The sequence below is a fragment of the Niallia sp. FSL K6-0212 genome (assembly GCF_038007605.1).
Lineage (GTDB): Bacteria > Bacillota > Bacilli > Bacillales > Cytobacillaceae > Niallia > Niallia circulans.
In genome coordinates this window covers 1557981-1577090 of record NZ_JBBOXL010000001.1, presented here as the reverse complement: position 1 = coordinate 1577090, position 19110 = coordinate 1557981, and the positions used below count along the sequence as shown (strand labels likewise).

Sequence of the window (19110 nt, the reverse complement as noted above, 5' to 3'; positions counted from 1 at the left end):
CTAGCCCTCCTTCTTCTGAAGTTTTATTCGCGGATCCAATATGCCATATGCTAAATCAACGAGGAACAGCATAATAATTAAAATGGTACTGTAAAAAATAGTCGTCCCCATAATAACAGGATAATCACGATTATTAATACTATCTACAAAGTATTTCCCCATACCAGGAATCGCAAATATTTTTTCAATCACGAAGGTACCAGTCAAAATACTGGCCGCCAAAGCACCTAATAAAGTTACAACTGGCAAAAGAGCATTGCGCAGGGCGTGTTTGACAATTATTTTGAATGGAGAAAGTCCCTTTGCCTTAGCTGTTTTTATATAATCTTGTGTTAATACCTCTAGCATGCTCGTTCTCGTTAACCGAGCAATAATGGCAGTTGGACCTGTCGCAAGTGCTATCGTTGGTAGAATCATATGCTTCCAGCTTGACCAAGTAGCCGTTGGGAGTATCCTCCAATTAACAGCGAACTGTTGAATCAACATGGTTGCTAAAACAAAGTTAGGAATGGAAATTCCTATTACTGCTATTGTCATCGCTGCATAATCGATGACCCCATTGTGTTTAAGGGAGGCAATTACGCCAAGTGTTATCCCCGAAATAACCGCGACTATTAAGGAAACCATGCCAAGTTCAAAAGAGACAGGAAATCCTCTTCCAATCATTTCATTTACTGTCTGCGATGATTTTTTTATCGAAATGCCAAAGTCAAAGGTTGCTATTTGTTTTAAATACATACCATATTGAACAATGAGCGGTTTATCTAAATGATATTGCTCTTCTAAATTCTTCTGAATCGCGTCATTTGTCGTTCTTTCATCATTAAATGGAGAACCAGGTGTAAAATGCATTAAAAAGAAAGTAATCGTAATAATGACCCATAACGTCACGAGCATCGAGAAAAAGCGCTTAACATAATAAGATTTCATCGGTCTCACCACCTAACAAAATGTTGTTCTCATCGCAAGTTCAGTCATAACCAGCATAGCTTGATATGCTTCTAAGATGTTTTTTGCTTGAAAACGAACAATTGTAGTACCAGGCTCTATCTCGGTTCCCGGCATTAAATGAGCCCATTCAGCTTGTCCATAGTTCGCAAATTCGATGCGGAGCAATGGAGTAGCAGGTGGTACTAAAGGCTTTACTAAGTGCTTTTTTTCTAACGCTTCCCTTGTCTTTTCTTTTAGCAATTCTCCAGCCTGGGCAGGAGTTAAACTCATCGCTGCTGATCTTGAAATACTATTTTTCACAATCGCTGTTGTTACATTAGGAATTAACTGCTCTGCTTCTTGTGCTGCTTGATCGTCCCCTGCTACAAGAATAATTGGAACACCAAAATATCCTGCAACATAAGCATTAAATCCTAATTCTCCAACAACAACGTCATCTATGTACATATTACGGACTCCAAAAATCATGCTATGGGTCATAACACCAGGAACAGAAGCTCGCGCATGATACCCGACAAAGATTGCCCCGTCATAACTAGCATCAAGCCCTTGCACCATTGAATATGGCTTCACATCCCCTGTTATTAACTTTGTTTTTGGATGAAATCTTTCTATTAATAAATTATTCATTTTACTATGGCTGTCATTTACAACCACTTCTTCTATGCCTTGATCAAATAGACTTGTGACAACATAATTTGCTTCATCTGTCATCAAGATACGGCTTCTTTCATAATTTAGCTTATTAGAATCAACCTGTGTGTGATCAATTAACCCTGTTATTCCTTCCATATCAACTGACATATAAATTTTGCCCATTTAGAAAAACCTCCCACATTTTTTTGATCCATCTTATTTGTACAAAATAAAAAAATCCAGCTAACAGAGAAGTAAAATCTCTATCAACTGGATTTTCTCTGCGTATAACAGAAAAAGCAGTTTATACTAATTCTTTTAATAGTTGTTTATATTTAATATGGGCATTCTTAAAAGCAACCATAACTGCTTTTTGAGAAGATCCAAAATAACGATTTTCTACTTCCTTTAAAACGGTGTCTAAATCTACCATCGATTTCCCGACAACAATAGACTTAATGAAGGAAGAGGTTATATTGATAGTGGAAGAACATTCTGCATCAATAATTGTATGAGAGACTCTATCCACCACTAATGCAATAAAAAAACCATTGTATTGCTGCATAATGGCATTATTAGAGGATGTTTTACTTTCTCCAATAATATATATGGTATTTGCATGATACATGTGATACTCCTCCTATAAACATCTGGATATTGCACGAGATATTTATGAGATCATCATAAACATTCGAAGCAATGCATATGTCGTAAGAAAAGGGCTCTGTCTTGAATAACAGCAAAACTAACAAACTTTTCTCTCTATCATTTTGACCTAGACGAAAAAAGATAGATTTAGATTATATAAAAAATTGTAATACACCACTCTTTTTTACGCAATACATTTTTGAGTATTTTCTAAATATTTTAACAAATAGTGTAAGAAAAAATAACATTATTAGAACACCACCGCTAACATCCACATACCGTATGAGGGGACTCCCTTCCTATATTATTTTCCTTTTACTAACGGAGAAGAGTCTAATTTAATGTATTCTCCATTTTCTACTACACAAACGGTATTTCTTCCCTCTCTTTTAGATGCATATAGCGCTTCATCCGCCTCGCTTATCAACGGGGTAAGAGCTAGACAGTTTTCCTTTATAGCTACACCAAAGCTCGCAGTAATATTAATTACTATTTCCTTATAATATAAAGGGGTTTCTGCGATTACCCTCCTTAATTTCCCAGAAATAGAAATGGCTGAATCTGCTTCTTTTCCAAATAGAAAAAGAATAAATTCCTCTCGCCAAAAACTCCATTCTTAGGCACAAGAGCTTTACTTAGAGAGGCAATATGCTTTAATGCTTCGTCTCCCCCAAAATGTCCATATGTATCATTTATTTTCTTGAAATGATCAACATCAAACAGGATAACGGCTATCTTTCTATGCTTGGTAAGCATCTCTTCAGCAATTGCTGTCACATAGGCACGATTAGATATTTGTGTCAGACTATCTGTGTATGCCAATTTTGTTAAACTGAGCTGTTCCTTCTTTTGTTCCGTAATATTCGTAAATATAATCGAAATACCAACAATAGCTGACTCTCCTTTTTTAATCGGAGAGATCTTAACTTGATAATATTCCGTTGCTGATTTATTAGTCCTCTCTACTTCCGATATGACAGAATCCGTATCGATGTTTTTTAGCAGCCCAAGAATCTGATCATCCAACCCTAATACAGCTGCTATGTGTTTTCCTGTTTTTACATCCGAAAACAACCTAGAAGCAGCCTTATTAAAATCTTTTAGATGATATGTCTGATCTAAAACTAATACTGCATCTCCCATACTTTCAAATATATAATCTTTTTCTATTGGCGGAACCAGCAAAAATTTCGTAGATATAATGGCATATAAATAGAGAGAACTAGAAAATAGCATGGCAATTGGAACAGGATCTAAGCCGTTTGGAGTAAGTCCTATCAAATAAGAAAAAGACGCGCCAACAGGGACAAGAATTCCTGTCAATAGTATGGCTACTTGTTTTGTTTGCCTAGATTTCTCTTTAAACCAATAAATCGATAGTAATATAAAGGCAATGGCAGACGTTCCAAACGAATAAGCACCATGTAGTAAATACCATTGTCCCATTGTAATTTGCATGAGAGGAGTTGCGTTTCGATATTCTAAATATACAGATTGATAGAATAAATGATGATAATCATTTGTCGCAACGAGTAAAAAGGAAAGCGCTGGGATTAAATAATAGAAAAAATACATTTTTTTATTTAAATGCCTATCGTAGCCGATATATTGTAAAACAAGAATTAATGTAGCTGGTGCCGAAAACGGCATACCTAAATACTGAACAGCTGTCCAAAATTTCATTTCTTCTATCGTTGAGCTGGCAAGACCTAATGCATACCCAAATGCATAAATAGCATTAAAACAGGAAAACCATAGGAATGTTCGCATTCCTTCAAATGCCTGTCTATTCATATACGCAATAATGGCTAATATCACATGCAATGCACCCGACATCGTGATTAAAACAATAAATACCATGACAGTATGATCCATTACTTTTGCTCCTGTATCCTCATCATCTGGCTTTTGTTCATTTAGTTAGTTCCTCTTTTCTTTATGTTCTTCCACCTATTATAAATCTTGTGAAAACCCGTTACTAGATTAAGAGATTAAAAATCGGCTATTTTACAAAATAAATAGCAAGCGATTGCTCCATTATCAAATCATTTCACAAAAAAACAGAGCCTTCCTACTATGGCTCTGCACTTTTCTTATTCTATGGAATGCAAAATTTTCTTAGCTGTTTCTTCCCCATTCGCTATACATGCTGCAATTCCTACTCCATAGTAGGAACAACCAGCTAGATGCACATTAGGATATAAAAGAGCTAAGTCTTGGCTAAGTTGTTCTACTGCTTGCTTATGTTCTAATGAGTAAACAGGCATCGCATTAGTCCATTTTGTCACTTCATAACTTTTAGGTTTTGAAGTAATACCAAGACTTCTCTCTATATCCTTTCTAGCCTCTTGGATTAGTTCCTCTTCTGTAAGGCTATTTAGCCGTTCATAGGCTGGATTTGTTTTTTTATAGAATAGACGCAATAATAGCTGATTATTCTTCGATGTATGCTTCCACTTTCTACTTGTCCACGTACAAGCATTACAAACAATGTCACTATCCCCTGCGACTATAAAGCCTGTACCATCTTTAGGCAGTTCATCATCGGAAATATCATAGGACAAATATAAGGTGATATTGGACGAATTTTTCAGCTTGCTAAAGACAGGATTTAATTCATCCTTCCTTAAAATATGCTGTGTTACATTGTGGGGAGTAGATAAGACAACCATGTCTGCCACTTCTTCTTCCCCATTGGATAATTGAACTTTATATTGGTCTGCTTCCTTATTTATTCGTGTAACAGCTATTCCCTTTCTAATGGATACATCTTCTAATACCTTCTCCAGTCGATCAATAATTGTAGATAACCCATCTTTAAAAGAAATAAATTTCTTATTCGCAGCCGATTGAAACGATTCTTTATTCTTCCCTAGCCCACGGATGATGCTTCCATACTTTTCCTTATATTCGAGCAGATAAGGTAGGGTGGAGCCCATTGTTAATGAATAAATATTTCCAGAGTAAACGCCCGCAAGAACTGGTGCAATCTGCTTTTCTACGATTTCCTTTCCCAGATAATACTCTAAAAATTCACCAATGGAGGATTCTCTCGTAAAGCTTGACTTAGTACGAAAAAGATCCTTTAAAGCCTCTAGCTTTCCTCGAGTGGAAAGTAGTTCACTTGTAAAAAGAGCTTCTAATGTCATCGGAATACCGAAAATAGAATCCTTGGGAATTTCTAATAATTTGTTTTGTGTATGAATATAAGATGTCCCTGTTGCGTTATAAACAATTTCTTCTTCTAAATTAAGTTCCTTAACAAAGGGAAGAACATTTTTATTGCGGGCAACAATGGAATCTGCTCCTGTTTCCATAAGCAGATCATCTTTTGTAACCGTATGGATTTTCCCGCCTAGGTAGTCATTTGCCTCCACTAAAACTAGTCGAAGTCCTAATTGTCTTTCTCTATTTTCCTTCTGCAAATAATACATGGCAGATAATCCTGTTATCCCACCACCTATAACTAAAACCGTTTTCACTTTCTTCCACCTCTTTTAGCAAAATTCCCTCTTCTAAATACCTTCTTATTAATAGCTTTTTTTATTATAAAGCATCATGACCATTTTCTTTCTCACCATCATCGCTTTTTTTGTGTCTATTTGTTCACAATTTAATCGCAAATTAGCTGATTATGCCCTTATATTCCATTGTATAATAATAGTAGCCACGTAATGTAAGCGCTTCTCTTCGGATTCGCTATCAATTTTATCAACGCAACAATTATAACGTATTCCTAATGAATGACAAAAAATTTGATTGGTGGTGTTTATCTATTATGGCTAACAGCCGGCTATCTGTTGCTATTCATATCCTATCTTTAATTGCCTCGAAACCATACGAACAAATAACCTCTGATTCTATTGCAGAAAGTGTGAATACAAATCCTGTAGTGATAAGAAGAATGTGCGGACTTTTGAAAAGAGGAGGAATGCTAACGAGCAGAGCAGGCATTTCTGGGGCATCCTTATTAAAACCTCCTGCTGATATTACCCTTTTAGACATTTATTTAGCCGTTCAATCAAAAAGTGAATGGTTCGCAATACATGATCATCCAAATCACCGTTGCCCGATAGGAAGCAAAATTCATCCAATCTTAAACCAGACTTTTTCTACCATTCAACTAACAATGGAAAAGGAATTAGAACATATTACATTACAAGATATAATGGATGAAATGGAAATATACAGTAAAATTTAGCCTGAATAAGAACGACAAAAAAACTAGCCATCAGGTATCCTCATATGCTAGTTTTTTTGTCGACTTGGATCATCTCTTGGAAGATATTCTCCCAATCTTTTAACATGGCAAGTTGCTTTCTTCTGCTCTGCCACGTTTGGCTACCAGCATTCTCTGCCATCTTTTCACAGGCATGAATAAATTGATTTACTTCTGTCTCCCCTAGCAAAAGTTCATAAACGCCTCCTTCCACATATCCTTTTGTTGAAGGCAAGTTCATCCCTATCACTGGCTTTCCAGCAGCAAGAAATTCAAAAAGCTTTAATGGAAAAATAGCCTTATTATATGGAGTATCCTTATATGGCATAATCCCTATATCAAGCATATGCATATAAGCAGGAACCTGATTTCTCGGGACACTTCCCATCCATCGAATATTTGGTTCCTTCAATAATTTCATAAATCCCGGGCTGTTATTCGTTCCATCAGGTCCAACTAATAAAATGGTCCAATCTCTTCTTCTTTGTGCAATTTGCTGGATTAATTCAAAATCAAGTTTTGGTTTAATCCCACCAATGTACCCAATCATCAGCCCTTCTTTCTCAATAACCGGCTCCCTATTCTTCTGTTCCTGAAAAAGCTGGTATTCTACTCCGTTTTCATACGTAAAAATCTTGTCTCGATAGGCTGGTGTTCTACTTATTATTTCCGCCGCTAAAAAGCATGAAGTACAAGTAATATAACTTGCTTTTTCAACAATTGTTTGTTCACTTTGATAGATGATCTTTTGCTTTAAATAAGAAAGGAAAGAAAATTTCCCGCTCAATTGTTCTGCCCATAAATCACTGCAGTCATAAACGATTTGATCCCATGAATATATCTTATACAAAGTCGGAAAAGCAGGATAGGTATACCATAAATTCACCAAATAATTCCCTTTCTTTTCTGCTAAATAATTACTTAAACTTCGGAGCTTCTTTTGGTAGAAAAAAGGGATAAATCGAGCGAAACGTTGTACTTTATAATTTCCCAAATCACTGATTATCCACTGGTAAATACCATTTTCTAACCTCGTTACTTCTGATGTCTGTTTTTCCCCTGGACATAACCAGATTACTTCCTCAGTTTCCTGCTGCTTTTGCAGAAACTCTGCAAATCGATGTCTTCGATAAGTCAAATTGTCTAAATTCCAAACGCCAGTTGCAACGATAACATGGATTGTTCTCATTTTCTATGCTCCTCTACCTTCTACAGTCTTTTCCGAATAGCATTATAAGCATAATGAGAAAAATACCAGGATGACTGCAAGAAATTTAACTGCTCTATTTGACGATAAACATGCCAATTATTTTTTGCTGCTTTCCATTTATTTTTAGAGATAGAATCATTTCCTACTCTATATTCTGCTAATATTTCGTTTAAGCCAAATGCACGGAAACCTCGCTTCAAAATCATTAACCAAGTTGCTAGATCCTGCCGAGTACGGATGTTGGGCATTTGAAAATCCCCTACTTGATCACGATCAATTAGAACAGTCAGACAGCCAACAATTGTATTTTTTAGCATGGTTTGATAATCCACTTGCTCAGGAACCCGAATATATTTATTGATCCGCTCTCCTTTTTGATCAATACACTCATAAGCAGTAAAGGTGAAAGCATACTGATTTTCCTTCATATATGCTAGTTGAATTTCAAGCTTTTCTTGTTTCCATCGGTCATCACTGTCTAAAAAGGCAATATATTTTCCACGCGCATGCTCGAGCGCCATATTCCGAGCAACAGCCGCTCCTCCATTAACCGTTCGGTAAAAAACTCGAATTCTCTCCTCTACTTTTTCCCATTCTTTTAATACCTCGACTGTGCCGTCTGTGGAATGGTCATCAACAATGAGCAGTTCCCAATCTGTGTATGTTTGTTCCCTAACAGACTGGATGCTAAAAGATATATACTCTTTACAATTATAGGAAGGCATAATAATGGATACAGATGGAACCATCTCCCACTCACCTCTTTATTCGATCTCGGATTTTAAGAACACCGGATAAATTATCCATAAACAACTGAGCATGATGCCGATCATTACACCCATTAGCGCTCGATCTTGGGGAGAGATTACACGATTATCCCCACTTATTGCTGCGACATCCTTAACTAACATTGCTGGCTGCATATTTACTTGTTTCGTTTTTAATTCATATAGAAATCGTTGTTGATCAACAGCTGATTCTGCTTGAACAGGTTTTTCTTGAAGCTGATTAATGCTTTCTGAGATAATTTCATCTTTTTCTTGATAATACTGTTGATCCATTTCCAGAAAGGCAGCTACTAATTCTGATAAGGAATCTACGGCTTCTTGTTCACTTGAACCAGTAAGTGTAAAGCTGATCTTTTTAGGGGTATCCGCAGAAATAAGAAGCTGTTCCTTCTCTATATCGACACCGGGTAAATAGTGTACAAAAGTCGTTTCATTTCTTAATAAGGATGCAATTACTTCACTATTATTTAAGTACTCATTTTCATAATTCCCTAGTAAAATAGTGGCCTCTGCTTTAACTGCTCCCCTTTCTTTCCCAGCTGGGACAAACCATCCTATTGCTCCTAAAAGGACACTAAGCAATAATAAAGGGATAAAATATTTTTTCCATCTAGCTGCTATAATTGATAAAACAGACCTCACAAACGAACTCTCCCTTTCTGCTATGAAAGTTAAGATTCTAGCTTTCTATTTTTATAAACAGACAGAGTACATAAAATAAACCCAAGAAATACCCAATGAAAATATAAGTTCATCACAGAGCTTGGGCTGATACTCGAAATAACGAATGCTACCATTCCGATCATACACGCCTCTAACAACATTTTATCGGTACCGCTGTCCGCCTTCTCGTATGCTCGATAGAATGATATAAATGCATAAATCAATATCATTAAGTAGCCAAACAAAATCATTAACCCAAAGTTGCCGGCGATTTCAGCATACCAATTATGCACTTGGTAGACATTTCCTGTTGGAAAATAACTCTTATACTCCAGATAATAAGGAATATTTCCTGCTCCGATTCCAAATCCGTAAGAATCGAGCAAATAAGAAAACGTATTTCTTAAAAGATTGATTCTCGCTAAGTTTGATGGTAACACTTCATTTAGCTCATATTGTCCGGCTAACTCTATAAGACTCTGAATTTTACTAAATCCTCTGTTAGCAAACAAAATCCCTCCTAGTATTCCTACTCCAAGACTAATTCGTAATATTAGTTTCTTCCACCACTTTGGAATGATCAGGAATATATACACTAATCCGCCTCCTGCAAGGGCAAGTATTCCAGCACGTGATTCCGTTAAATAAATAAGCAGGAAGACTAGGACGCTAAAAACAAACATAGATCCCTTCAGCATTGTTCTCTTGGTATTTTTTACAACAGCTAAAAAGAAGAAAAAAGAAATGCCTAAATAGACAGCAAAATCATTTTGATTGTAAAAGACGGCTGTTGGATACGATAGTTTATAACTGGAAGCACCATACAGACCGGAACTTGGTAATTGAATAGAAAAGAAATAATTCACGAATCCTATTCCCACTAATAAAATGGTCATTCCAAGCCATCCTGCCAAAAAGTACTTTAGCTGTTGCCGTGTTTTAAATGTCACATTCGCTAAATAGACAAATGCTATTCCCATTACCAATAAGGACATGTATTTAATGGAAGCAATAATAGAAATAGACCAAAGAATCGAAATGGTTCCATAAAGAATCCATCCACCAAAGAACAACCAAATAAACGGTAGCCCACTGCGATTAAAATCCTGTACCATCCTTTTTCTGTAAAAAGCAGTGCCCATATATAAAACAATTGCTAATAATAACAATATTCTGTATAAGAAAACAGAAAAAGCACCAACTTTCACACTAAGAATGGATTGGTTAAGAAAAGTGGAAAGCAATAAGACATACATGACATTTTGAAATAACTGATCAAGTGTTATGACTGACTTCAAATATATTCCTAATTGAATCGCAATCCATATACATACGATGGGAAGCATCCAAGTTAATTGATACATCGTTGTCCAATATAAAACGGTAAGACAACCGATCCCTAATACGGTGAATCCTATTGTTTTGCTTACTGTACGGTTAGTTCCCAACTTCTACAATCCTTCCTCCCTACTTTTGTAAAACTTGTTTAGATGAGAATAGCGTTTCTCTTAATCCATATTCTAAATTGGTTTGTGGCTGCCAATTCAGTTGTTGCATGGTCTGTTCATTGCATAAAATACTATGGAGAATATCGCCTTCTCTGTCTGCTTTATAAATTGGTTTTAATGGTACCTCGCTTATATCAGCTATCTTCTCCCAAAGTTGATTTATCGAGATTCGGTTATTGGATGAAATATTCAGGCAAAGATTTTCGTCCTGCTTTAACGCATGTAAATTTGCATTCGCAACGTCTTTTACATAAATGAAATCTCTTGTTTGTTCTCCAGAACCGTAAATAATTGGTGGTTTTTCTTCAAAAACACGATCAGCAAAAATAGAGATAACCCCACCTTCTCCTTTACCATCCTGCCGCGGTCCATAGACATTGCTATATCTTAAAATTCCATACGACAGTCCATATAATTTAGAAGCTAACTTCAAATATTTTTCGACCGTTAATTTTGTTAATCCATAGGGTGATTCCGGCAAAGTTGGATGTTCTGTCGTAACAGGGAGCTTCACTGGATTCCCGTATACAGCTGCCGAAGAGGCAAATAGTATTTTCCGGACGGAACCGCGAATAGCTGCTTTAATGACATGTAATGATCCTTTTACATTTACATTTTCATCATGTAATATGTCATGCACTGATTCTGCCACACTTACTTGGGCAGCTTGATGAATAATAAAATCAGGATTTAAGTCGACAATATAATCAATCACACGAGAATCTGTTATATCAAACGGGCATATTTTAACAGCTAAATCCTGTATATTCTCAAATTTACCCGTAGAAAAATTATCGATAACTATTACTTCATATCCTTCTTCTAACAAACTCTCTACAATATGTGAACCAATAAAGCCCGCTCCACCAGTAACAAGAACCTTGGTCATTTCGCTTCCTCCCAAAAGTGATTTAATTGATTAGTAGATTCTATCGACTTGCTCGCCAATTCTTGGTAAGTTCCCAGTAGTTTTTTAGCATTATCAACTGCAGAATAGTTATCAAGAACACGCTGATATAATTGTTCTGCAGCCTTGTCAAACAAGGCTGCATCAGCTGCCTGCTCTTTCACTCTTGTTACAATCGCTTGTACCGACCGAGGCTGAATCAGCAAATTGGTGTACTCTCCAAATAAATCAGGTATCCCGCCGACACTTGTGCAAATTGTCGGTATCTTCAAAGCCATCGCCTCTATAACAACGGTCGGTAATCCTTCCGAATAGGACGGTAAGATAAAAGTATCGCATGCTGACAAATAATCGCTTACTATCTCATTAGGAATTTGTCCTGCTAAGAATAATCGTTTATTATACAAATTATTTTTTTGCAGCTTTTCTTTTTCTGGGCCAGCCCCCACATAAACCACTACATAATCTTCCGGAAGATAAGATAATGCCTCTGCTAATTCAAAAATCCCTTTTTCTTTCACAAGACGCCCTACAAACAAAATGATTTTTTTATTAACAGGTAATGCTAATTCCTCTCTATAGCTCGCTTTTAAATTGGCTGCCTGCGGTAATTTAAATTTCGATAAATCAATTCCTATCGGTAACGGTATACATTTTCTCCCAGTTTTTGTCTCAGCTGCAGCAGCAAGATGTTCTCCTACGGCAATAACTTCATCTGCGGACTTTACCGTTTTTTGAAAAATCCGTTCCGCACTTCGACTAAATGATGGATAAATATAGACATCACTTCCATGTAATGTGAGCAGCCAAGGCTTTTTACATTTAGCGGCAACAATTCTTGCTGCCCCTCCCGAAGGCATAGCGAAGTGTGCATGGATCAAATCGACCTCTATGTTCTCTTTCTTCCAAGTTTTAAGAATACATTCTGCAATGCGCTTATCTGGCTGGAACCAGCGAAGTTGACCAGGTGTCGCCCTATACACAGGCCTATATATGTTTATGCCATGCCTTTTCTCTAAATATGGATAGTTCTTTTTATGATATTTTTTCTTCCATAGTCGAAAGAAAAAAGGATTTAATGGAACTGGATTAATAACTGTTATATCCACTCCTAAAGAGGATAATGCTCTTACCTGTGTTTCATGAAACACCCCGCTTCCAGGGTTATCTGCACTAGGGTAAACACTCGTTATCCACAATACTTTCATGATACACATCCTATCGTTCAGCTTATTCCTTTATTGATATTCTTCTCGAAATGCTACATGCTTTAATGCATGCAGTAGCAGCAAATAACTAATCCCGCTTATCAACACAGACCATACAAGTGCCCAAACCAAATTATTATGAATAGAAATCATTTGCGTTTTTGACAGGAATGCAATCCCACTGCTGACCACTGCAAGAATAAATGGCAGCAGCAACACTTTTACATAACTTTTTAGCTGAAGCCCGATCATTCTAGTTAATAGGATTCTCCCACCGATAAAATTAAGAATACTTACACCCACATATGTCCATGCTACTATTTCCAGCTGATTACTCCGAACTGCAGCTAATAATGCTAAACCATAACAAACTAATACTCCTAAGTCCCAATAAAAAGCAATGTCTGCTTTTCCCTTTGCTAATATAATGCTCCCATTGGGATTCATAAGAACCCTTAGAATTCCTACTATAATCATAATTTCCAAAACAGGAACAGCCGCCATCCATTGCTCTCCAAAGAAGAGTGGGATAACTAAATCTGCAACAGCATAGAGCCCTAATAACAATGGAAACGACACAATTGCTAATAATTTGGTCATATATAAATAACCACTCTCTAATGCCCGATTATTATTTTTATCTTTCGCAAACACCGGAAAGGCAACTCTCGTTATAATAGGATTTAACTTAAGAACGGGAATAGTTATAATTTGATAGACTAAGTTATAAATCCCCAATGCTTCCATGCCCATAAATCTTCCAATCAACAACATATCCATATTGCTTCCTAAACGATTTACGAGCCTAGATAAAAGCTGATACACGCCAAAAGAGAAAAATTCTTTACATGCTTTGATATCTAGCACAAAGCTTGGTCTCCACTTTGGGAAGTAACAAATATAAAAAAGAATCCCTTTCAAGGAATAAAGGCAAACCTGTGACCATACATAAGCATTAACTGGATTTTGCTTTAAAAAAAGGAGCAGTCCAATTAAGAGACTAAAGCTTAAAACATTAGATATCGTTTCGATCTTTCCTAATGTCTTAAACGATAAGTCTCGCTGCATTAAGTACTGTGACTGCTGTCCTATAGGCGCGATCAAAAATACGATTGATAGTAATCTGACTTTTCCCTCTAACTCTTTTGTTTGAAAATAATCTGCAATAATGGGGCTTGCTGCCTGCATAAGGAAACAAATAAATATTCCTAAAAGAACATTTATCCAAAAAAGGGTAGATAACTGCCTTTCTGTTGCATGATGTTTTTGGATGACTGCAGCCCCTAAACCTAATTCAACAAAAATTTGTGCAAAGATGCTGATTGTCGTCAGCATGCCAATCATGCCAAACTCCTTTGCACTCATGATATTGCCTAGTACGATAAACTGTCCAATCTGTAAGAGAGTAATAACGAACGTTGCTATACTGGTCCATTTTGCTCCACTGTTAATCTTGCTTTTTATGGAGTCCAATTATCTTGCACCCTCTCCTGTGAGCACCACTTTTATCGTCTTTACTAAAATTTTCATTTCTAAAGAAAATGTTACATTATTAATATATTGAAGATCGTAAGTTAGCTTTTCTCTTGGTGTGATGTCATACCCACCGTTTACCTGGGCAAGGCCAGTTAATCCTGGCTTTACTAGCAGCCTATTCGAAAAACCATCAATCTCCTTGCTAAATTGTTCCGTAAAAGAAGGTCTCTCCGGTCTTGGTCCAATAATAGACATATCACCTTTTAAAACAGAAAATAATTGTGGTAGCTCATCAATCCTTGTTTTTCTTATAAACGCACCAATTTTTGTAATTCTTGGATCATTTATCTCTGCCCATTTTTCTCCGTCCTTTTCTGCATCCATTCTCATCGATCGCAATTTAATTAAACGAAAGCATTTGCCATTCTTCCCAACCCTTTGCTGCACATAAAAGGGAGAACCCGGTGAATCTATGCGAATGAGAATAGCAAATAGAAGAATCAACGGGAGAGTTATAACAATACCTATACTTGCTATAAAGAGATCCATCATTCTTTTAAAAACTTGATAAAAGGAAACTTTTTTAGAAGATTTAAGGTTATTTGCTTGTACAATTGATATCTCTTTTAAAATATGGATACTCCTGTTAGCCTGCATGTTTTTTCACCTCAAAGTTTTATCTATCTGAGCTATCAGATTTAGTATAGGGTTCCAATGTTAATAAATCATTGAATCTATTTTAAGGAATAGTAAAGGATTGTAAATTTCCGATTGATTTTGTCATAAAATGGTGCATGCTAAACTGATTTGAATTACTCCTTTACTAAGCGAAGAGGGGAAGTATACATAAAAAGAGGGGGAGAAATAAGTATTTCAATCAAATTTAACCCCGAGCAATTATACGTACACACTAAAAAAATATTCGTATAATTGTTTGGGTTTTTTATTTATTTTAAGAAAGAAAGTTTGTGGTAATCACTCGCAGCCTGAATACACTTCGCTTTTCATGGGGCTACGCCTGAGCTTCCTCGTCACTGCGTTATGAATAAGGAAAAAGTAGATTCATATAAAAAGTTGGAACATGTACGGATTATACATTAAAAAAGGGGGAAATTAACAAACAAGAGTTCTCTGTGCTCGGAAGGAAGTGGAGCAGAGGAAAAAAGTAACAGAATTCCCCACATGCTGTATCTAAAATATAAATTTATTGAAGCTCCTATAGGAATCTGGAAGTGCTAGTTTAACTATGTACAAAAGCGGTGAATTTGTATAAATTTTTCCAAACGCTTAGAACCACCTTTATATAGAGAGGCGGGCATGATATCCTTAGGAAGATGAGCAGCTATTGATAATGCTGGCTTCTTGGCTCATTGATAACGCCCGCAGAGGCTCCATGTAAAGTTATTACGGTCCGTGAATAAAATAATTTTTTATACATTAGGTGATTTATTATCCGCTTAATAAAACCGTAATCACTCCAATAAAACATACACTACATAAACACCATGTATCTTGTTTCTGCCAATATATTCTTCGAAATGCCGATCGTTTTATTCCCGAACGGTATCCTTTAACATCCATCATATTAGCCATGTCCTCAGCCCTATTCAACGAACTTACAAATAAAGGAAGGAAAATAGGGACCAATGTTTTCATCTGCTGAAATAATGAGCCTTGGCCAAACTCCGTCCCTCTTGCCTTTTGAGCATCCATCACTTTTTGTGTTTCATCTAATAAATTGGGAATGAATCGCAAAGAAATAGATAACATAATGCTAATATCATCTACAGGTACCTTAATAAAACGCAATGGAGATAGCAGTTTATTTATTCCATCTGTCAAATCGATTGGTTTTGTAGTTAATGTTAAGACAGTAGATAAAAATACAATAAGAACAAAACGACTAAAGATAAAGATTCCATTTATTAATCCATACTCTGAAATAGTAATTGGCCCCCATGCTATATATACATTACTGCCAGAAGTAAATAGTACCTGCAGTATTACGGTAAATAGAATGAGCCATATCATTGGTTTGACTCCTCGTACATAGGTGCGGAAAGGAACTTGTGATAAGTGCATAATGAAAAGGGTAATCATCCATAAAAATAAGTAGGCCATCCAATTATCTGCTATAAATAGCATAGCTATAAGTAAAAGGACAGAAATCATTTTTGCCCGAGCATCCAACTGATGGAGCCATGATTCTCCCGGAAAGTATCTTCCTAATATTAATTTATTCATACTAATCCCACCGAAACTAAAGCATCTGCTAATTCATCCAGCGTTAAGCAAACCCTTGGTAATTTTATTCCTGTTTCTTGTTCAATTTTCATTTGATAATACCGAGCCTGTGGCATTTCCAGCCCCCAACTTTCCAATAAAGCTGGATCTGAAAAGATCATTTTTGTTTTGTCCGATTTGATAATTTTTCCTTGATCCATTAAAATAACTTGGTCTGCGAATAAAGCCACATCCTCCATATCGTGTGTAACGAGAATAGTCGTTAAAGACGCTTGTTTATGCCAAGTAGCTAGAAGAGACATTATTTCCTTTTTCCCCTGCGGATCCAACCCGGCACCAGGTTCATCTAAAACAAGGACAGATGGCTCCATTGCTAATATTCCTGCAATCGCCACTCGCCTTTTTTGTCCTCCCGATAAAGCAAAGGGGGATTTTGATAAAATAGACGGCTCTAAGCCCACTAGCTCAATTACCTGTGCAGCCTTTTCTTTCGCTTCTTCCAACGATACGCCAAAGTTAAGCGGACCAAAACAAATGTCCTTTTCCACTGTTTCCGCAAATAATTGGGACTCTGGAAATTGGAACACCATCCCCACTTGCTTGCGAATCTTACGGATATTCTCTTTTTGGATAGGTGATTCTATCATTGTCTCTCCTATACGAATGCTTCCTTTTGTTGGAAGAAGCAAGCCGTTCAATATCTTTAATAGACTTGATTTTCCTGCACCAGTTCTTCCGATGAGTGCTGTAAAAGTACCTGATTCAATAGTAAGATTGATGGAGTTTAATACATTGGGTTTACGGATCGGTCCAATTTGATAATTAGCAGATACATCTTTTAATTCGATTTGCATATCCATCGCACCATTTCTTCTTCTGTCATATATTTATCTGGAACCTTACTCCCTCTATTTTTCAAAGATTCTCTGAGTTTCTCTGCAAATGGTTTTTCTAAAGTAGAATCTGTATAAAACAACTGAGAGGGACTTTCAATTTTTGTTATTCTCCCTTGTTCCATGACCATTACTCTATCAGCCTGTGCAGCTTCTTCCATGTCATGCGTAATGGATAGGATTGTCATTCCCTTATTTGTTAATTTGCGTATAATTGCTATTAATTCCTTGCGACTTCTTGGATCTAACATAACAAAGGCCTCATCCAATATAAGTACCTTGGGCTCTAATGCCAGCATTCCTGCAATTGCGACCCTTTGTTTTTGTCCACCTGATAATTGAGAAGGATCCACCATGCGAAAGCCGAGCATATCTACATCTGTTAGTGCTTGATCCACTCTTTCATGCATTTCTTCATAAGACATATTTATATTTTCCAGCCCGAAAGCCACATCATCTTCTACAGTTGTTCCAATGAATTGATTTTCTGGATTTTGAAAAACAATGCCAATCCCCTGAGCACCTTGCCCTTTCTTTTGACTAACTCCATTTATCTTAATTTTCCCTTCATCGGGTTGAAGCAAGCCAACAAGTAAATGAGCTAAGGTGGATTTCCCACTTCCATTATGACCAATTAGCGCTGTCCATTCTCCCTCTCTTAATAGAAAGGACACATTTTCCACATGACTCTTATCATGCTTTTTATCATACCGAAAGCTTAATTCCTCCACTTCCAAAACGGTGCGCAAAATCAATACCCCCTCCATAGAAAAGCTTAAAATGCTAGCAATTATTTATTTAACTAATAATAAAAAACATAGCTAAAGATAATACTAGACATCCATTCACAATAATTAAGTTTTTCACTGCTAAACTAAATGTTTTAGATTTAACTTGGATTTGGTTAAAAATCCGAATATGCTTATAAACTGGTAAAATAGCAATTAAGCTAATTAACGCAATAACTGGTAGTAAGTGAAAAAACACAGAGATTAATATAGCCATAAAGGATCCCGCATAAAGGCCATTATACAGCCATAAGGAGTATTTCTTTCCTAAATAAAATGGTAAAGTGAAACGATGATTTTTTATATCGTCTTCTACATCACAAATATTGTTTGCCAGCATAAGATTCGCGATCGTAAACATACAAGGTAAAGATACAATGATAATTTCTATTATTTTTATTATGTTTACTTGCAGCAAAATCATGTCTTGTTCCCATACTAAGGACGCAATCCCATAATCAAACGCATTGACATAGACCGTAAGAAAAACGATCCCAAATCCCATTGTTACACCGGAAAAAACTTCTCCTAAAGGCATTCTTGATAAGGGAATTGGTCCAAAGGTATAGAGGATGCCAATGCAAAAGCAGATAAATCCAATCAAAAGCACCAATAATCCTGTTTCAGCAGTAAGCCAAATACCTAGCCCCGTTGCTGTAAAAAAAAGGGTGAATATGGTTGCGATAACGGTGCTTTCCTTTATCCCCTCTTGTCCTATTACGTTTTTTTCCTTCCTATATTCATCACTATTTGCCTTTCGATAATCCATATAATTATTAATCGCCGTTGTTGTTAAATCAAAGATTAACATAGAGGCAAAGAATATTAGTGTATTTTTCCAATGAAGTGCCTCATAACGATATAATACAAATAATATGCCAATAAAAAATGGGAAGATACTAGCTATTTTTGTTTGTATTTCAACTAACTTTAAAAATGAACGAATCGACATTCCAAATGACCTCCCTCTT

At 36.3% G+C, this 19110-nt stretch carries 19 protein-coding genes; 1 reads left to right on the top strand and 18 read right to left on the bottom strand.

Annotated elements, in window-relative coordinates:
* The 6 genes from MHH96_RS07415 to MHH96_RS07395 form a co-directional block, all read right to left on the bottom strand.
* Entirely contained in the window at positions 1–930 is a 930-nt protein-coding gene (locus MHH96_RS07415; RefSeq protein ID WP_047944257.1) for an ABC transporter permease, read from the bottom strand.
* A gap of 12 nt (positions 931–942) precedes the next feature.
* Entirely contained in the window at positions 943–1770 is an 828-nt protein-coding gene (locus MHH96_RS07410) for a M55 family metallopeptidase (RefSeq protein WP_047944258.1), read from the bottom strand.
* A 121-nt stretch (positions 1771–1891) separates the two neighbouring features.
* Positions 1892–2215, bottom strand: a complete 324-nt coding sequence (locus tag MHH96_RS07405; RefSeq protein WP_047944259.1) for a DUF3870 domain-containing protein — start codon at positions 2213–2215, stop codon at positions 1892–1894.
* Positions 2216–2539: 324 nt separating this feature from the next.
* Positions 2540–2782 carry a GGDEF domain-containing protein gene (locus tag MHH96_RS25595; RefSeq protein ID WP_445669006.1) on the bottom strand — a complete coding sequence of 81 codons (243 nt, stop codon included), beginning with the start codon at positions 2780–2782 and terminating at the stop codon, positions 2540–2542.
* Complete coding sequence (locus MHH96_RS07400; RefSeq protein ID WP_341117001.1) at positions 2767–4110, bottom strand: histidine kinase N-terminal 7TM domain-containing diguanylate cyclase; 1344 nt, start codon at positions 4108–4110, stop codon at positions 2767–2769. The genes MHH96_RS25595 and MHH96_RS07400 overlap by 16 nt, the downstream gene beginning before the upstream one ends.
* Before the next feature lie 218 nt (positions 4111–4328).
* The gene (locus tag MHH96_RS07395; RefSeq protein ID WP_047944261.1) at positions 4329–5717 is read right to left on the bottom strand and encodes a protoporphyrinogen oxidase; all 1389 of its coding nucleotides are present in this window, start codon (positions 5715–5717) and stop codon (positions 4329–4331) included.
* A gap of 296 nt (positions 5718–6013) precedes the next feature.
* Here MHH96_RS07395 and MHH96_RS07390 point away from each other — a divergent pair, with 296 nt between their 5' ends.
* Positions 6014–6436 (top strand): Rrf2 family transcriptional regulator, encoded by a 423-nt coding sequence (locus tag MHH96_RS07390; RefSeq protein WP_047944262.1) that lies wholly within the window; start codon positions 6014–6016, stop codon positions 6434–6436.
* A 40-nt stretch (positions 6437–6476) separates the two neighbouring features.
* Here MHH96_RS07390 and tuaH read toward each other — a convergent pair whose 3' ends face one another.
* The 12 genes from tuaH to menA form a co-directional block, all read right to left on the bottom strand.
* Positions 6477–7643, bottom strand: coding sequence for a teichuronic acid biosynthesis protein TuaH (tuaH, locus tag MHH96_RS07385; protein ID WP_047944263.1), 1167 nt, complete (start codon positions 7641–7643; stop codon positions 6477–6479).
* Positions 7644–7663: 20 nt separating this feature from the next.
* A complete protein-coding gene (gene tuaG, locus MHH96_RS07380) occupies positions 7664–8413 on the bottom strand; it encodes a teichuronic acid biosynthesis protein TuaG (protein ID WP_047944264.1) in 750 nt (249 codons plus the stop codon).
* Positions 8414–8428: 15 nt separating this feature from the next.
* A complete protein-coding gene (locus tag MHH96_RS07375; protein WP_047944265.1) occupies positions 8429–9094 on the bottom strand; it encodes a hypothetical protein in 666 nt (221 codons plus the stop codon).
* 29 nt (positions 9095–9123) lie between these two features.
* Positions 9124–10563 carry an O-antigen ligase family protein gene (locus MHH96_RS07370; RefSeq protein WP_053215789.1) on the bottom strand — a complete coding sequence of 480 codons (1440 nt, stop codon included), beginning with the start codon at positions 10561–10563 and terminating at the stop codon, positions 9124–9126.
* A gap of 19 nt (positions 10564–10582) precedes the next feature.
* Complete coding sequence (locus MHH96_RS07365) at positions 10583–11512, bottom strand: NAD-dependent epimerase/dehydratase family protein (RefSeq protein ID WP_047944266.1); 930 nt, start codon at positions 11510–11512, stop codon at positions 10583–10585.
* Complete coding sequence (gene tuaC / locus MHH96_RS07360) at positions 11509–12738, bottom strand: teichuronic acid biosynthesis protein TuaC (RefSeq protein WP_047944267.1); 1230 nt, start codon at positions 12736–12738, stop codon at positions 11509–11511. Before tuaC ends, MHH96_RS07365 begins: the two co-directional genes overlap by 4 nt.
* A 30-nt stretch (positions 12739–12768) precedes the next feature.
* Positions 12769–14211, bottom strand: a complete 1443-nt coding sequence (tuaB, locus tag MHH96_RS07355) for a teichuronic acid biosynthesis protein TuaB (RefSeq protein ID WP_047944268.1) — start codon at positions 14209–14211, stop codon at positions 12769–12771.
* Entirely contained in the window at positions 14212–14871 is a 660-nt protein-coding gene (locus MHH96_RS07350; RefSeq protein ID WP_047944269.1) for a sugar transferase, read from the bottom strand.
* Positions 14872–15663: 792 nt separating this feature from the next.
* Positions 15664–16458 carry an energy-coupling factor transporter transmembrane component T family protein gene (locus tag MHH96_RS07345; RefSeq protein ID WP_047944270.1) on the bottom strand — a complete coding sequence of 265 codons (795 nt, stop codon included), beginning with the start codon at positions 16456–16458 and terminating at the stop codon, positions 15664–15666.
* Entirely contained in the window at positions 16455–17312 is an 858-nt protein-coding gene (locus tag MHH96_RS07340; protein WP_047944288.1) for an energy-coupling factor transporter ATPase, read from the bottom strand. Before MHH96_RS07340 ends, MHH96_RS07345 begins: the two co-directional genes overlap by 4 nt.
* Positions 17297–18100 (bottom strand): energy-coupling factor transporter ATPase, encoded by an 804-nt coding sequence (locus MHH96_RS07335; protein ID WP_330218693.1) that lies wholly within the window; start codon positions 18098–18100, stop codon positions 17297–17299. The genes MHH96_RS07340 and MHH96_RS07335 overlap by 16 nt, the downstream gene beginning before the upstream one ends.
* Before the next feature lie 49 nt (positions 18101–18149).
* Positions 18150–19091, bottom strand: a complete 942-nt coding sequence (gene menA / locus MHH96_RS07330; RefSeq protein WP_047944272.1) for a 1,4-dihydroxy-2-naphthoate polyprenyltransferase — start codon at positions 19089–19091, stop codon at positions 18150–18152.
* Positions 19092–19110 lie beyond the last annotated feature (19 nt).